The sequence below is a fragment of the Bacillus sp. 005/A4HT-01/001 genome, assembly GCF_004634445.1.
GTDB classification, from domain to species: Bacteria; Bacillota; Bacilli; order Bacillales; family Bacillaceae; genus Bacillus; species Bacillus altitudinis.
The window spans coordinates 416,215-433,128 of sequence record NZ_SEIZ01000003.1; the positions used below are offsets into that span (position 1 = coordinate 416,215).

Annotated in this window: 16 protein-coding genes; 14 read left to right on the plus strand and 2 right to left on the minus strand. The window is 41.8% G+C overall.

The features are described 5' to 3' along the window. The first annotated feature begins 29 nt into the window (after positions 1-29). Positions 30-3,476: a pyruvate carboxylase gene (pyc, locus tag ES896_RS11835; RefSeq protein ID WP_135226827.1), complete on the plus strand. Its 3,447-nt coding sequence runs from the start codon at positions 30-32 to the stop codon at positions 3,474-3,476. Between the two features lie 302 nt (positions 3,477-3,778). Further along, complete coding sequence (locus tag ES896_RS11840; RefSeq protein WP_135226828.1) at positions 3,779-5,212, plus strand: cryptochrome/photolyase family protein; 1,434 nt, start codon at positions 3,779-3,781, stop codon at positions 5,210-5,212. A gap of 39 nt (positions 5,213-5,251) precedes the next feature. Here the strand turns inward: ES896_RS11840 and ES896_RS11845 are convergent, their stop codons facing one another. Next, complete coding sequence (locus tag ES896_RS11845; protein WP_135226829.1) at positions 5,252-6,175, minus strand: COX15/CtaA family protein; 924 nt, start codon at positions 6,173-6,175, stop codon at positions 5,252-5,254. A gap of 389 nt (positions 6,176-6,564) precedes the next feature. Here ES896_RS11845 and cyoE point away from each other — a divergent pair, with 389 nt between their 5' ends. The 6 genes from cyoE (at position 6,565) to ctaG (ending at position 12,749) form a co-directional block, all read left to right on the plus strand. Next, a complete protein-coding gene (gene cyoE / locus ES896_RS11850; protein WP_007499825.1) occupies positions 6,565-7,482 on the plus strand; it encodes a heme o synthase in 918 nt (305 codons plus the stop codon). A 279-nt stretch (positions 7,483-7,761) separates the two neighbouring features. After that, positions 7,762-8,829: a cytochrome c oxidase subunit II gene (gene coxB, locus ES896_RS11855; RefSeq protein ID WP_135226830.1), complete on the plus strand. Its 1,068-nt coding sequence runs from the start codon at positions 7,762-7,764 to the stop codon at positions 8,827-8,829. Positions 8,830-9,016: 187 nt separating this feature from the next. Then, positions 9,017-10,888 carry a cytochrome c oxidase subunit I gene (gene ctaD, locus ES896_RS11860; protein ID WP_007499823.1) on the plus strand — a complete coding sequence of 624 codons (1,872 nt, stop codon included), beginning with the start codon at positions 9,017-9,019 and terminating at the stop codon, positions 10,886-10,888. After that, positions 10,888-11,508, plus strand: a complete 621-nt coding sequence (gene ctaE, locus ES896_RS11865) for a cytochrome c oxidase subunit III (protein WP_007499822.1) — start codon at positions 10,888-10,890, stop codon at positions 11,506-11,508. Before ctaD ends, ctaE begins: the two co-directional genes overlap by 1 nt. A gap of 2 nt (positions 11,509-11,510) precedes the next feature. Next, complete coding sequence (gene ctaF / locus ES896_RS11870) at positions 11,511-11,840, plus strand: cytochrome c oxidase subunit IVB (RefSeq protein WP_003211520.1); 330 nt, start codon at positions 11,511-11,513, stop codon at positions 11,838-11,840. A gap of 30 nt (positions 11,841-11,870) precedes the next feature. Further along, entirely contained in the window at positions 11,871-12,749 is an 879-nt protein-coding gene (gene ctaG, locus ES896_RS11875; protein ID WP_017367183.1) for a cytochrome c oxidase assembly factor CtaG, read from the plus strand. A gap of 235 nt (positions 12,750-12,984) precedes the next feature. Here the strand turns inward: ctaG and ES896_RS11880 are convergent, their stop codons facing one another. Then, on the minus strand, positions 12,985-13,350 hold the full coding sequence (locus ES896_RS11880) for a YugN family protein (RefSeq protein WP_008345035.1): 366 nt from the start codon (positions 13,348-13,350) through the stop codon (positions 12,985-12,987). A gap of 161 nt (positions 13,351-13,511) precedes the next feature. On the opposite strand from ES896_RS11880, the gene ES896_RS11885 reads away from it, so the two are divergent. The 6 genes from ES896_RS11885 to ricF all read left to right on the plus strand — a co-directional run bounded on the left by ES896_RS11885 (position 13,512) and on the right by ricF (position 16,879). Further along, positions 13,512-13,934: a CBS domain-containing protein gene (locus ES896_RS11885; protein ID WP_034646433.1), complete on the plus strand. Its 423-nt coding sequence runs from the start codon at positions 13,512-13,514 to the stop codon at positions 13,932-13,934. A gap of 122 nt (positions 13,935-14,056) precedes the next feature. Next, complete coding sequence (locus tag ES896_RS11890) at positions 14,057-15,100, plus strand: CAP domain-containing protein (RefSeq protein ID WP_008345031.1); 1,044 nt, start codon at positions 14,057-14,059, stop codon at positions 15,098-15,100. A gap of 109 nt (positions 15,101-15,209) precedes the next feature. Beyond that, positions 15,210-15,623, plus strand: coding sequence for a YlbD family protein (locus ES896_RS11895; RefSeq protein WP_017367184.1), 414 nt, complete (start codon positions 15,210-15,212; stop codon positions 15,621-15,623). Between the two features lie 19 nt (positions 15,624-15,642). Next, positions 15,643-15,891 (plus strand): YlbE-like family protein, encoded by a 249-nt coding sequence (locus tag ES896_RS11900; RefSeq protein ID WP_017359376.1) that lies wholly within the window; start codon positions 15,643-15,645, stop codon positions 15,889-15,891. 73 nt (positions 15,892-15,964) lie between these two features. After that, positions 15,965-16,372 (plus strand): hypothetical protein, encoded by a 408-nt coding sequence (locus ES896_RS11905; protein WP_035392159.1) that lies wholly within the window; start codon positions 15,965-15,967, stop codon positions 16,370-16,372. A 57-nt stretch (positions 16,373-16,429) separates the two neighbouring features. After that, positions 16,430-16,879 carry a regulatory iron-sulfur-containing complex subunit RicF gene (gene ricF / locus ES896_RS11910; RefSeq protein ID WP_007499807.1) on the plus strand — a complete coding sequence of 150 codons (450 nt, stop codon included), beginning with the start codon at positions 16,430-16,432 and terminating at the stop codon, positions 16,877-16,879. Positions 16,880-16,914: the final 35 nt, after the last annotated feature.

Below are 16,914 nucleotides of genomic sequence, written 5' to 3' on the forward strand. Positions count from 1 at the left end.
AAAATTTTAAGGGATATGGAGGAGTGAGAATGTCACAGAGAACAATTCAAAAGGTTCTAGTTGCAAACAGAGGGGAAATCGCTATCAGAGTCTTTAGGGCCTGTACGGAGCTCAACTTACGTACAGTGGCCATTTACTCCAAAGAAGACTCGGGCTCTTATCATCGCTATAAAGCCGATGAAGCATATCTAGTTGGAGAAGGGAAAAAGCCGATTGATGCCTACCTTGATATCGAGGGGATCATCGAAATTGCAAAACGAAATGACGTGGATGCGATTCATCCAGGATACGGATTTTTATCTGAAAACATTCATTTTGCAAGACGATGCGAAGAGGAAGGCATCCAATTCATTGGCCCAACTTCTCAACATTTAGATATGTTTGGAGATAAAGTAAAAGCGAGAGATGAAGCGAAAAAAGCTGGGATTCCAGTCATTCCAGGAAGTGACGGGCCGGTTGATTCGGTCAAAGAAGTCGAAAAATTCGGTGAAGAATACGGTTACCCGTTTATTATTAAAGCTTCACTTGGAGGCGGCGGCCGAGGTATGCGGATTGTCAGATCAAAAGAGGAGCTGAACGAAGCCTATGACCGTGCAAAGTCAGAGGCGAAAGCGGCTTTTGGAAATGACGAAGTATACGTTGAAAAGCTGATTGAAAATCCGAAGCATATTGAAGTGCAGGTGATTGGAGACAATCACGGCAATATCATTCATTTATATGAGCGTGACTGCTCTGTTCAAAGGCGTCATCAAAAAGTCATTGAGGTTGCACCAAGTGTGTCTCTTTCTAATCAATTGCGTGAAGACATCTGTGAAGCGGCTGTTCAGCTGGCCCAGAATGTATCGTATATCAATGCAGGGACTGTAGAATTCCTAGTGGCAAATGGGGAGTTTTATTTTATTGAAGTCAATCCTAGGGTCCAAGTGGAACACACGATCACAGAAATGATCACAGGGGTCGATATCGTCCAAACCCAAATTCTTGTCGCAAAAGGACATGACCTCCACAGCAAAGAAGTCGGGATACCAAAACAAGAAGATATCTTTACACATGGATTTGCCATTCAATCAAGGGTCACAACAGAAGATCCTTTGAATGATTTTATGCCAGATACAGGAAAAATCATGGCTTACCGTTCAGGCGGTGGTTTTGGTGTACGTCTTGATACAGGGAACAGCTTCCAAGGTGCGGTGATTACGCCTTTTTACGATTCACTGTTGGTCAAACTGTCTACTTGGGCACTTACATTTGATCAAGCTGCGGCTAAAATGGTCCGAAACTTACAAGAATTCAGGATTCGTGGCATTAAAACAAATATCCCGTTTCTTGAAAACGTTGCAAAGCACGAGAAGTTTCTAAGAGGGGAATATGATACATCGTTTATTGATTCGACACCAGAGCTATTTAACTTTCCTAAGCAAAAAGACCGCGGAACGAAAATGCTTACTTATATTGGTAACGTTACCATTAATGGGTTCCCTGGTATTTCGGAAAATAAGAAGCCTCATTTTGATAAACCAAATGTGCCGAAACTTGCTGTCCATGAAACGATTCCTTCTGGAACAAAACAATTGTTAGACAAGCATGGACCTGAGGGGCTCGCCAATTGGGTGAAAGAGCAAAGCAGTGTACTTTTAACGGATACAACTTTTAGAGACGCACATCAATCCCTGCTTGCAACACGCTTTAGAACACACGACTTAAAGAAAGTTGCGCAGCCAACAGCAGGTTTATGGCCAGAGTTATTCAGTATGGAAATGTGGGGCGGCGCTACATTTGATGTGGCATATCGTTTCTTGAAAGAAGATCCTTGGGAAAGATTGAAAGAGCTTCGTCAAGAAGTGCCAAACACTTTGTTCCAAATGCTATTAAGATCATCAAACGCTGTCGGATATACAAACTATGCGGATAATGTGATTAAAGCATTTGTAAAGGAATCGGCAGAGGCAGGCATTGACGTCTTCCGTATTTTTGACAGCCTAAACTGGGTCAAAGGCATGACGCTTGCCATTGATTCTGTTCGTGAATCAGGCAAAGTGGCAGAGGCAGCGATTTGTTATACAGGTGATATTCTTGATCCATCACGTCCGAAATATGATTTGAAATATTATGTCTCTCTTGCGAAGGAGCTTGAATCCGCAGGCGCTCATATTTTAGGCATTAAAGATATGGCGGGATTATTAAAACCGCAGGCGGCTTATGAACTTGTATCTGCTCTAAAAGACGAGCTCACGATTCCAATCCATCTTCATACACACGATACGAGTGGAAATGGACTCTTCACCTATGCAAGAGCGATTGATGCAGGTGTTGATATTGTTGATGTTGCAGTCAGCTCTATGGCGGGGCTCACATCACAACCAAGTGCGAGCTCATTATATTATGCTTTAGACGGACATGAAAGAAAGCCCGAAATGAATGTTCAAGCGGTTGAACGTCTTTCTCAATATTGGGATTCCGTCAGAAAATATTACCATGAGTTTGAAAGCGGAATGAATTCACCGCATACAGAAATTTATGAGCATGAAATGCCTGGTGGCCAGTATAGTAACCTGCAACAGCAGGCGAAAGGGGTCGGCCTTGGCGACCGCTGGAATGAAGTAAAAGAAATGTACAGACGTGTAAATGACATGTTTGGTGACATTGTGAAAGTGACACCGTCTTCTAAAGTGGTCGGAGATATGGCACTTTATATGGTGCAAAACGATCTGACAGAAGAGGATGTTTATGAAAAAGGAGCAACACTGGATTTCCCAGATTCGGTTGTTGAATTGTTTAAAGGCTATTTAGGACAGCCTCATGGCGGATTCCCAGAAAAATTGCAAAAGCTGATTTTAAAAGGGGAGGAGCCGCTTACTGTCAGACCAGGTGAGAAACTGAAACCAGTGGACTTTGAAGAAATCAAAAAGCAGTTCAAAGAATCGCATGACTTGACGTTAACAGAACAAGATGCCATTGCATATGCTTTATACCCGAAAGTCTTTTCTGAATTTGTTCAAACAGCAGAAAGCTATGGAGACATCTCTGTTCTTGACACACCAACCTTCTTCTACGGCATGAGACTTGGTGAAGAAATTGAGGTAGAAATTGAAAAAGGGAAAACCCTCATTGTCAAACTCGTGTCAATTGGAGAACCGAATCCGGACGCTACAAGAGTGCTTTACTTTGAGCTGAATGGACAACCGCGTGAAGTGGTCATTAAGGATGAAAGCATCAAATCCTCCGTTCAAGAAAAAATGAAGGCAGATCGCTCAAATCCAAATCACATTGCGGCATCGATGCCAGGCACTGTGATCAAAGTGCTTGTTGAAAAAGGACAGAAAATTTCTCAAGGTGAGCATTTGATGATCAATGAAGCGATGAAAATGGAAACGACGGTACAAGCACCGTTCTCAGCAGTCGTGGATGAAATTCATGTCACGAATGGAGAAGGGATTCAAACTGGAGATCTGTTGATTGTCTTAAAGCCTGAATAATGAGTGAGACACATCCACTGCGATGTGTCTCAGCGTGTAGACAAACCCTTGCATTCTTTGTCAGTCCTGCGTGCTGGTGCTCACGAATGTCAAATTCGCTCCGCTCCAGTACTCGTTCTTTTCCTAGACTTCAAGGGCTTTCTATCACGCTGAAAAGAAAACAAAGGGCTAAAATAAAGAGCATTTTAGCCCTTTGTCAACAATCCAAGACACATCCACTGTGATGTGTCTTTTTTTTGAGCGCATTAAAATGTGCAGCCGCCCGCTAGAGTGATTACACTATAGAATGAGGTGAAGAAAGAGTGGAAATTGTCGTGATTTGGTTTCGCCGAGATATGCGATTGGATGATCATATCGCCTTATCAAAAGCGATCACATATGCAAAAAAACATCAGTACCGATTATGTGCTTTTTATCATCTAGATCCGTTTTTTACAGAAATGGAACTGGATTTGAACAACGAACATTTCTTTCAAAACTTGGCCAATTTCGTCAAGGAAGCGAGAGAATCTCACATGTATGTTCATCTCATTCATGATGATATTTTGTTCGCTTTTCAAAAGCTCCTGGATGCTTATGACATCAATGCGGTCTTTTTTAATGAGGACGAAGTAGGAAATGGTCGAATACGTGATGAGCAAGTGACCCGTTTCTTAGAAGAAAAGGGCATTCATGTGTCAAAGTGGCAAGATACGCATCTGCATGGGGCGAGAGATATTTTAAAAGCGGATGGGTCTCATTATCAAGTGTTTACTCCATACTATCAAGCTTGGAGGAAGCAGGAGAAGCAGTCTGTGATAAAAGTTGACAAATCATTTCTGAGCAGCAAGCATACGATTTGTGATGAGTCACTTTCTGAAAAGGGAGATGCGAAACTAAGGGACATCATTAAGAAATGTACAAGGAAATTCGATCAGATTGGGTCAGACAAAGCGAGAAGCACGCTAGGCGGCTTTATTCAAGAAAGATTGACGCGTTATCATGAGAAACGAGATATTCCGTCTGTTTTTGGGACGAGCAAGCTGTCTCGGTTCTTAAAAACCGGGACCATTTCTATTCGCACAATCTTTCATGCGGTCAATGAGGAAGAACTTGTTAAAGATGAGGGCAAGGAAACATTTATGAAAGAGCTGGCATGGCGTGATTTTTATCATATGATCTTTGCGCATTATCCAGAGATGAAAGAAAAAGAAATCAACGCCTCCTTTCAACATATAAAATGGAATGATGATGAGACACTTTTTGAAGCTTGGTGTAAAGGACAAACAGGCTTCCCGCTCGTTGACGCTGGGATGAGACAGTTAAATGAAGAAGGGTGGATGCATAACCGTTTGAGAATGGTGACGGCTTCATTCCTGACAAAAGATTATCTCATCGATTGGAGAATGGGCGAAGCGTATTTTGCGAGAAAACTTGTCGACTATGATGAGGCTTCGAATATTGGAGGATTTCAGTGGGCAGCCTCCGTCGGAACGGATGCTGTTCCTTACTTCCGTATTTTTAACCCAACGACCCAGTCGAAACGATTTGATCCAAGCGGAGAATATATTAGAAGGTATGTGCCAGAACTTAAGCATGTGAATGAAAAATGGATTCATGAACCGAGTAAAATGCCGATAGATGATCAAATGAAATCGGGATGTGTGCTGGGGGATACATATCCTCTGCCTACAGTCGATCATCAAGAAAGACGGAAAAAAGCCATTTCGCTATTTGAAGAAGCGAAACAAACATAAAAGAAATCCCCCTTTTCGGATGAAAGGGGGATTGTATGTTTATCTGAAAGGCTCTCTATTTTCATATTTAAACCGGGCAATGAGTAAGCAGAAGTAGCATAGTACCCCAAACACACAAGAAATAAAGAATGAATGAGCAAGCGCATAACCGAGTGCGAGCTGAGAATAAACAGACATGACACCAGAAATCGCTTGAAGTGTAATCAGAATGGCTGAAATGATCCATCCATAATACAGCTGCTTTTGTTCTTTATAATGTTTAAGGGCATGGAACATCGCAACAAATATCCAAACGAATAAAAGAAGGGCTGCTGCTCGGTGAGACATTTGAACCCATTGATTAAAATACGCTGGAAGTGCTCCGTCTTTTGAACAAAATGGGAAGACAGAGCATGCAAGACTTGATTTTGTATGTCTCACATAGGCGCCCGTATACACCACAATATACGTATATGTGATCAACCCATAAATATGGAACTGCATTCTTTTGCCGATATGAAGCGGCTTCACAAGCTTTGTTTCAGATCTGGTGGCTTCAAACACAAGCAGTGCCAGTAGTAAAATGGAAGCAAAAGAAATCAGTGAAATACCGAAGTGCAGTGCCATGACAAGTGCGTTAGAACCAAACACAACGGCGAGTGCCCCTAACAGCGCTTGAAGCAGTAAGAATATAATGGACATGATGACCAAAAATTTGGTTTCACGGAATACTGGACTGATTTTTTTCCAGCATAAGACCGCCAGTGCCAATACAAGAATGGTGGAAACTCCTGTTGACATGCGGTGGCTCCATTCGATAATGGAAGCAGGGTTCATTTCTGGAAAGAAACGACCGTGGCAAAGGGGCCACTGTCTGCCGCAGCCAAGACCGGAGCCAGTTTTCGTCACAAGCGCACCGCCAATCAGAACGATCAGCATCACAAATGTTGTGACAACGCTCAATAACCTTAAAGCAAATTTCATCAAATGATTTCACCTTCTCTAAATAACTTCTGATCTAAATGAAAACCTCACATGTTCTCAAGTTTAAGCCAAATGCGTGTTCTGTTGCAATTCATAATGACCAAAGTTCACAAAAAAATGATATGTTAGTTCACAAAGTTTACAGATTTAGAGTGCTTGATCTTTCTTTGACAGTCTGATAGAAATAGAGGAGAGAATATTTCATTTTGCACCGCCTTCTGAAACGCACATCCTAATAAATTCACGAAAAGTTCACAAATAACTTCAAGTTTGTCGTTTATTATTTAATAGGATGTTTTTTTACAGCTCTTTATCTTGTATGATAGAGTTGTAACGATTTTACGTTTTATTCGTTCGTTTGAAGGTTTGGGCAAGGGAGGTTATACACATTGGCAAATTCCAAAACAGCCGCGGAAGCAGCTATTCATGGACAAATAGAAGAAACAACCGCTTTAAAAGATTTTCTTGCTCTTATTAAAATGGGCATCGTCAATTCCAATTTCATTACAACATTTACTGGAATGTGGCTTGCTTTTTATTTTACAGATATGAGTTTCCTTGGGAATCTTGATATTGTGCTGTTAACAATGATTGGTTCTTCTCTTATTATTGCCGGTTCATGCGCCATTAATAATGCGTTTGACCGTGATATTGATATACTAATGGAAAGAACAAAAACAAGACCGACGGTGACAGGTAAAGTTCAGCCAGGTCAAGCGTATGCATTTGGTATTCTGCTTGTTGTACTTGGACTGATTATGCTTCTGATGACAACTGTTACATCAGCAGTGATTGGATTTATCGGTGTCTTTACTTATGCAGTTCTATACACGATGTGGTCTAAACGCCATTACACCATTAATACAGTCATTGGGAGTGTATCTGGTGCGGTTCCGCCATTAATTGGCTGGACAGCTGTTACAGGCACCATCGACACAACGGCTTGGGTCCTGTTTATGATTATGTTCATCTGGCAAATTCCACATTTCTTATCACTTGCGATTAAGAAAACGGAAGATTACCGCAAAGCAGGTATTCCAATGCTGCCAGTTGTTTACGGCTTTGAAGTCACAAAACGCCAAATCATCATTTGGACAGCATGTCTTCTTCCGCTTCCATTTTTCTTAGGTGGATTAGGATGGCCGATTGTCGCACTTGGCACATTGCTGAACATTGGATGGCTCGTCATTGGTCTTATGGGCTTTAAAATGAAAGATATCATGAAGTGGTCAACACTCATGTTCGTTTATTCATTAAACTACTTAACGATCTTTTTCGTTGCGATGATTATTATCACACTATTCTAGAGTGAAATACACTTTGATCACATCAAAACAATGGCTATATCTTATAACACAACATTTTCTTACAACTATGAAAGCCGCCTGATATTCAGTTCTATTTAGGCGGCTTTCTGTTTATACATAGATGGTATTTTGAGTAAAAACATCATTTTTTTATGAAAAGAGGAAATGTAAGTGCTTTTATAAGAGGCGGGGGTTATGGATGGGTGAAAGGTGATTTTATAAATAAGAGGTAAAAAGCGAAAGGCAAAGGAGATCAAGCAAAAGGGGTTGGGACAAATTATGATAAGAAAATGGCGTGTTTATTCACTGTTTCTCTTACTGACGCTCGTTTTGGCGGGCTGCGGTGAACCATACTTATCAACACTGAGGCCAGTTGGGGAAGTAGCAGATAAACAGTTTTTCCTAACGGTACTGAGTACACTTATTATGGTTCTTGTCGTTATTGTTGTATCGATCATTTTCTTTTACGTCATCATTAAATTCAAACGTTCTAAAGTGGGAGAAGATACGATTCCTAAACAGGTAGAAGGGAACCGTAACCTCGAAATTACGTGGACAGCGATTCCGATACTTCTACTCATTATTCTCGTTGTACCTGTTGTGGCATACACGCTTGAGCTAGGGGATACAAGCGCCATGGATAAGAAAAAACGAGATCCTGAAAAGACACTTGTAGTGAATGTAAGAGCCAGCTTATATTGGTGGGAGTTTGAATACCCTGATTATGGGATTGTGACAAGTCAAGAATTGATTGTTCCAACTGATCAAAAGGTTTATTTTAAGCTGAAAGCATCTGATGTGAAACACTCATTCTGGATTCCATCAGCTGGGGGTAAAATTGATACAAATACAGACAACGAGAACAAGTTTTATTTAACATTTGACTCAAAACGAACGAAAGATGCTGGAGAATATTTCTATGGGAAATGTGCAGAGCTTTGCGGTCCCTCACATGCTTTAATGGACTTTAAAGTTAAAACGCTTTCTCAAGATGAGTTTTTAGGCTGGACGAAAAAGATGGCAGATTATAAGAAGCCTGCATCTACGTCAGATCTAGCCCTTGAGGGTGAAAAACTCTTTAAAGAGAAAAACTGTTTAAGCTGTCATGCGGTAGAGCCTGGAGATGAACGACCAGAGGCGGCAAGGACTGCACCAAACCTTGCAACCTTCGGAGAGCGGACAAAAGTAGCTGGAATTAAAGACATGAACAAAGAAAATGTCAAAGCATGGCTGAAAGATCCAGAGAGCTTTAAACCAGGTAATAAGATGACAGGGACGTACCCTAAACTAAATGATTCAGAAGCAGATGCACTCTACGAGTATTTAAAAGGTCTTAAAATACAGTAAATGCCTTGAGCAGCTTGAAGTTGCGCACATTCAAAAGGGTATACGATCTATGTGAAGTTTTTGTTAAGAGCTCCCGAATAAGTCTCTACATCCAAGAATAAGTCATCTGTCAGATATAGTCTGTTTTAGAACGTGAAGATAGACATTGATATGAAAAGGGGCAAATGGGAGATAAGAGGGGGATTTCATGGTGAGTACAATAGCTAAAAAGCGGGGGTTTGGCGCTGTCTTATGGGATTACTTAACGACGGTTGACCACAAAAAAATTGCCATACTATATTTAGTGGCAGGGGGATTTTTCTTTTTAATTGGTGGCCTGGAAGCGATGATTATCCGTATTCAGCTAGCCATCCCTGAAAATGATTTTGTGAGTGCAGGGTTTTACAATGAAGTCATGACGATGCATGGAACAACGATGATTTTCCTTGCAGCAATGCCGCTTTTATTTGCATTAATGAACGCGGTTGTACCCATTCAAATTGGTGCACGTGACGTAGCGTTTCCATTTGTGAATTCACTTGGTTTTTGGTTGTTCTTTTTCGGAGGAATTTTCTTAAACCTTGGATGGTTTATGGGCGGAGCACCTGATGCAGGCTGGACTGCCTATGCGTCGCTCACGCTGAATTCAGAAGGGCACGGCATGGATTTCTATATTTTAGGGTTGCAGATAGCGGGTATTGGTACGCTAATTGCCGGAATCAACTTTCTTGCAACGATTATTAATATGAGAGCGCCAGGTATGACGTATATGAGAATGCCGCTCTTTACCTGGACGACGTTTGTGGCATCTGCACTAATTTTATTCGCATTCCCGCCGCTGACAGCAGGACTTGCGATGCTGATGCTTGATCGAATGTTTGATACGAGCTTTTTTAATCCAGAGCTCGGCGGAAATACAATCATCTGGGAGCATTTGTTCTGGATTTTTGGACACCCAGAAGTGTATATCTTGATTTTGCCGGCATTTGGGATTTTCTCTGAGATCATTCCGGTGTTTGCAAGAAAAAGATTGTTTGGTTATTCGTCCATGGTGTTTGCGACTGTATTAATTGGTTTCCTTGGATTCATGGTGTGGGCGCATCACATGTTCACAACAGGACTTGGTCCAATTGCCAATGCGATCTTTGCCGTAGCCACAATGGCGATTGCGGTGCCAACTGGAATTAAAGTGTTTAACTGGTTGCTCACCATATGGGGCGGTAATGTGAAGTTTACAACGCCGATGCTATATTCAGTTGCGTTCATTCCGTCATTCTTACTTGGCGGTGTAACCGGCGTCATGCTTGCAGCAGCAGCAGCGGATTATCAGTTCCATGACACGTACTTTGTTGTGGCGCATTTCCACTATGTCATTATCGGTGGTGTGGTCTTCGGTATTTTAGCTGGTGTGCATTATTGGTGGCCGAAGATGTTTGGGAAAATACTGAATGAGAAGCTTGGGAAAATTGGCTTTGTGCTGTTTTTCGTCGGTTTCCATTTAACGTTCTTTATCCAGCATTTTCTCGGTCTTTGGGGCATGCCGCGCCGAGTCTTTACATTCTTGCCAGGTCAGGGTCTAGACCTTGGGAACTTGGTCAGTACGATTGGGGCACTGTTCATGTTTGTAGCAGTTGTGATCATGCTGATTAATATTATCTGGACGACAGCAAAAGGAGAGCGTGTATCGGGCGATCCTTGGGGAGATGGAAGAACGCTTGAATGGGCAGTATCTTCACCTCCGCCAGAATATAACTTTAAGCAGCTGCCTCTTGTACGGGGACTTGATCCATTATGGATTGAGAAAATGGATGGTAAAAAAGGAATGACAGCATCTGAACCGCTCGATGATATTCACATGCCGAATAATTCCATCTTGCCTATCATTATCTCATTCGGTCTATTTGTGTCAGCGTTTGGTTTTATGTATCGTCAAGAACACAGCTGGGGTCTACCGGTGATCTTCATTGGTCTTGGGATCACGTTTGCGACCATGCTCGTTCGCTCTCTTAAAGATGATCATGGATACCATATTCACAAAGAAGATTTGACGGATGACGATGACAAAGGGGTGAAAGCATAATGGAACCACAAAAAATGACAGCGGAAACCTTTCCGGCTTCTCCTGAGAAAGCCACGTTAGAAGGAAAGAATAAGTTCGTCGGGTTCTGGTTGTTTCTTGGGGGAGAAACGGTCCTGTTTGCATCTTTGTTTGCCACTTATTTGGCGCTGAAAAATTCAAATGCAGGCGGCGCAACAACAACTGAAATGTTTGACCTCACACTTGTCTTTATTGCCACAATGCTTCTGTTAACGAGCAGTTTAACGAGTGTGTATGCTATGTATCATATGAAAAACTTTGCCTTTAAAAAAATGCAGCTTTGGTTAGGTGTAACCGTTCTTTTAGGTGCTGGATTTTTAGGGGTAGAAATTTATGAGTTTTATCATTATGTGCATGCGTATGAATTTACCATTACGAGCTCTGCACTTGGCTCTTCCTTCTATACGCTTGTTGGAACACACGGGGCTCACGTCGCATTTGGACTTTGCTGGATCACCGCTCTGATGATTCGGAATATGAGACGCGGACTCGATTTATACAATGCACCAAAATATTATGTGGCGAGCCTTTATTGGCACTTCATTGATGTTGTGTGGGTCTTCATCTTTACCGTTGTATATTTAATGGGAATGGTGGGATAAGAATGGGAAATAAAAACACAAATCAGTCCAAAGTCGATCTTGTCTATCGGAAAAAGAAAAATGCCGAAGAAATGAAGCATCAGCTCATTTCTTTCGGCTTGATGATTGGTTTAACGTTTGTTGCCTTTTTAACAATCGCCTCTGAAGATGTCGGAAATTGGTTCGCTGTCCCTTTTATTTTACTGCTTGCAGTGATTCAGGTAGCTTTTCAGCTTTATTATTTTATGCACATGAACCAAAAAGGGCATGAAACACCCGCGTTGTTTCTTTACTCAGGTGTGTTTGTCGCGTTTATTACCGTTTTAGCCTTTTTGACCATTATTTGGTGGTAAGCTCGCTTTGCCCTTGAAGGAGGCGCAGCAATGGAAAACTTAGAGATATTTGGATTTCGTGCATTATGGAGTCCTTACTATTTGACATGTATTGTAGCAGCAGCCGCTTTTTATCTGCTTCTCGTGACGAAGGGAAAGCACCGTGCGACGGTGAAAGAGAAAACGCTGTTTCTCACGGGGCTTGTGTTGCTTTATGCAGTGAAGGGGAGCCCGATTGATTTAATGGGGCATATTATGTTCAGTGCGCATATGGCGCAAATGGCAGTGCTCTATTTGGTCATCCCGCCGCTTCTTATTACAGGTTTACCTGCGGCGATTTGGGAGCGGATCATTCAAACACGGGGCATTCAGCCGATTTTCCGCTTGTTTTCTAAGCCGTTGATTGCCTTGCTCGGATTTAACGGGTTGTTTTCGCTGTATCATATTCCGCTTGTGTTCGATTTTGTCAAAACAGATCCGTTTTATCACGCATTGATGACGGTTGTCATTTTTATCGCTGCCTTTTTCATGTGGTGGCCGCTTGTCCATAAAGTGCAAAGTCAGCCGCAGATTACAGGCATTTTAAAGCTTGGGTATATTATGGCAGATGGGATTTTAATGACACCTGCCTGCGCACTCATTATGTTTAGTGAAGCGCCTATCTATGCAACTTATTCAGATGCTGGGGCATGGATACAAGCACTGCACCTATGCGTACCGAGTGATATGCTTGCTGGTCTTGCGCTTACAGGACCTGACATGTTTCATACATTGCCGCTGCTAGAAGATCAGCAGCTAGGTGCTATTTTGATGAAAATCATTCAAGAGATTGTATACGGATCGATTCTTGCTGTTGTCTTCTTTGACTGGGCGAGAAAAGAAAGAGCGAAAGATGCCGTACCAGATGCGCTCATTCCGAAATATGAATAAATGAAAAACACAGCCGCAGGGGCTGTGCTTCCAGATTGTTGGCAAAGGGCTAAAATGAACTTTATTTTAGCCCTTTGTCTTCTTTTCAGCGTGATAGAAAACCTTTGCAGTCTAGGAAGGACGAGCACTGGAGCGGAGCGAATTTGGCATTCGTGAGCACCAGCGCACAGGACTGACAACGAATGCGAGGGTTTGTCTACACGCTGAAAGCACAGCCGTAGGGGCTGTGCTTCTTTTATGCTTCAGCAGTTATCGCTTCTAGTTTTTCTTTTAATTGGTTCAGCGTTTTTTTGCTTGATTGAATAAGAGATTTAGGGAAGTCTTCGCCTTCTCCATATTCAACACCATGTGGATAATAGTGTTTTCCAAGTAAAGGTGTCAGCAGCTGGATGTGGGCTTTTTTGGAGCCAACATCTCCCTCAGTGGCGTAGCCAGAGATCCGTAAGTAAAACGTCCCCTCTACCATGTTATACTTCCTGTCGTACGTCACACGCTCATAATCCCATTGATCGGCTCGTACAAATCCTTCACTTTCCATAATGAAATCCAATTTATTTAAGTCAGCTGATACCTTTTCAATCCCCGTACCTTCAAACTTCACCCAAAACCCCTCCTTATAAAAATTCCCTTTACTGACAATCATAGTATGAAAGCGTTAAACTTTCAACTGTGAAAGGTATGTTCTTTTATAAGCTGGTTACAGTAATAAAGAAAATAACGGATGGAGGAATCAACGTGAAAACGAAAAAAATCAAAGATATCATGACGAAAAAAGTAGTGACGTTGCAAAAGGACGACAATGCGTATGAAGCGGCAGTCAAAATGAAAGATGCTGACATTGGTGCCATTCCAGTAGTCGACGGAGATCAGCTTGTTGGTATTGTCACAGACCGCGACCTTGTACTTAGAGGTATTGCTGAGAAAAAGCCGAACTCACAAGAGGTTGGTGCCATTATGACGAAGGAAGTATTGACAGCTGAAGAAGATGCAACCCTAGAAGAAATTGTCCGGTTGATGTCAGAACATCAGCTCCGCCGTATCCCGGTTGTCAAAAATGGGGCACTCACAGGAATCGTAGCCCTTGGGGATTTATCAGTTGAAGATTTATCAAACGATCGTGCAGGTGATGCTCTGACGGAAATCTCTCAACAAGACCAGGATCATGGCCAAGGATTTCTTCATTAGGAGGGGCATATTTTAAATTCGTGTTAAATAGGCTGTATTGTCGTTGATAAATGGAGCAAGTTTTGTTTAAATGACAGTAGAAGGTACTTTTTGTACCTTGCCAATTTAACGGAGGTGTTTATTTGAAAACTGTGCTGAAAACACTCTTCATCCTCCTGATTATATCTGGAACGTACGTTCTGTTTATTCAATATGGATCTTCACCAGAAAAAGAAAACAGCAATGAGCCGAAGGTGTCTAATGAAGAAACATCTAGCGATAAGCCGATCAACATCCCGAAAAAAGGGCTCATGTCCTTTATGGGGAAGTCTTCAAACGAAGTGCTTAAACAGCTAGGGGAACCAGATCGCATAGATCCTTCCGCATATGATTATGACTGGTGGATATACAATCAATCGAAGAAACACTATATTCAAGTAGGGGTAAAGGACAGTAAAGTGGTGACCTTGTTTGCGACAGGGGATGGGCTGAATGTGGAGCCGTTTAAAATCGGTCAAGCCACAAGTGAAGTGTTTAAAAAAACACAAATCGCTCCTTACATTCATGTAGAGGACGAGGGAAATTCATATCGCTTTGAATTCTCAGAAGATGATATGAATACCAGGCCGACGGTGAAAGTGGGAGATGATGTGTATGTCCAGCTCTACATGGATAAGTTTGAAAGCACTCTTTCGAGCATTAGAGCCTTTAACGCAGATACATTTGTCAAACAAAAGCCGTATGAAGTCGTTTATCGAGGTCAATTAATTGAACCTGAGGCGATATCAGGTGAAAAATGGAAGGATATTGAAGCGTCGAGTCAAAAACAAATTTTTGATATGACCAATATTATCCGCCATAAGTACAAACTGCCGACCTTAAAGTGGGACGATGAAACCTCTGAAGTGGCATTCATGCATAGTGAGGACATGAAAGATCATCATTATTTCTCCCATGAATCTAAAAAATACGGCACGCTGAAAGACCGGTTAGAAAGAGGCGAGGTCGCATTTCAGCTTGCGGGCGAAAACATTGCATATAATTATGTTGATGGCCCTGCAGCTGTAGAAGGCTGGCTGAATAGCGAAGGTCACCGGAAGGCTTTGTTAAATCAAGATTACACGCACCTTGGTGTTGGTGTGAAAGAAAAGTACTATACACAAAACTTCATTAAGAAAACGTCTTAATCCTCTAAACAGCTGCGCACAGATGGCGGCTGTTTTTTTATGAAAAGGGCTCACCAAAATAGACCCAGATGTATATAGTATAGTAGGCATTTGTATGGGGGGTGAGGATATGACAAATAAGCAAAAGCAAACATCCATTGATGAATTTAAACAGTTCGTCAGACGCCATCCGAAATTAATTCAAGAAGTGCAGACGCAAGAAAAAAGCTGGCAAAGTTTATACGAGAATTGGGTCATGTTTGGTGAGGAAGATGATATGTGGTCTCCTTACCGGCAAACACAAAAGGAAGAAGCAAAAGAAGAAAAAGCCGCTAAGCAAAGTGAACCGGGAAAAGCAGATTTTATGTCTAAAATGGTTTCTGCAGTGAAAAAAATGGACGCTGATCAAATGAATGAACAAATTAATAAAATGAGCCAGTCTATTTCCTCTTTACAAAGCTTACTCGGTCAATTTTCATCAAATGGCTCAAAGAAGGGTTCATCTGGAGGCAGCCAGCACCCATTCTCCTTCAGGAAAGATTAATTGAAAGGGGATGCTTTTGGTGCGGAGAGAAGTACAAGAGTTTGTCATGGCCGAAGAGGATCGAATCAAATTCATCAGGCAGCGCCCACTCTGGTATAGACAGTTAACGCGGCATCCTGAAAATGTCACTTCGTTTGAATTAGATAAAATGAACTTTTACGAAAAAACCATTCCTCATCGTGTAAGCCAGTTGAGCAATAGTGTCCAAATGGCTGAAATGATGATCCAGATGTTCCAAGCAATGCGCAATCAAAATGGAGCCGGGTAAGGCTTTTTTTGAGTTGATTAAGATGTCTATTTCATGAGCATCCTATGAAAGTAGACGAAAGGAGAATCAGAACATGAAATGGATGCTGTCAATATGCGCATTGCTTTTTCTTCTCACCGGATGTCAAAGTCAACATGATCAAGAGCAAGTAACTAGGCAAGAACCAGCAATACCAGTCATGCAGCAGACGCAAAGTGAAATGAAGCAGCAAGGCTTTTTAAAATACAAAGTGCAGGGATCTGTTGTGTATATAGAAAGTACACTTCAAGATTTTCACCTTGAACCTTCACCCTTGAAAAAGGATAAGAAGGCGGGGTATTTTACTGTGTATGTAGACGGGAAACGGGCAGGCAATGAGTATACTGCGGCGTTTGTGGTCAAGCACCTTTCAAAAGGAAAGCATAAAATGACCGTTGTGCTAAATTCTCGTCACCCTGAATATAAGCAGAAAAGAGAGACATGGGATGTATTTGTCACGTAAAAGCATTTTCTGATCCATAGGTTTCGTGGTAAACTATGAATTGGAGGTGCAACATTTATGTATGCGACAATCGAATCTGTGGAGCTCCAAGAGGAAGCAAATCAATTGGCTGCCATGATTCTTCAGTCGGAGGAGGCTGAACATTACCGCAACTGCTTTAAGCGTCTCCAGCAAGACGAAGAAGCCCAACAAATTATTGCCCATTTTACAAAAGTAAAAGAGCAATATGAAGATGTGCAGCGGTTCGGCAAATACCATCCGGACTATAGAACGATCTCAAAAGAAATGCGTGAGGTCAAAAGAAAGCTAGATCTTCACGATACAGTGGTTGATTTCAAAAAAGCAGAAACAGCGATTCAATCCATCTTAGATGAGATTAGTATTGAAATCGGTCAAGCTGTATCAGCATATATTAAAGTTCCAACAGGGAACCCATATTTTGATGGTCTATCATCATGCGGCGGTGGCTGTGGATCAGGAGGCAGCTGTGGCTGTAAAGTATCTTGACGAGACTTGAACGTCTCGTCTTTTACATAATGAAC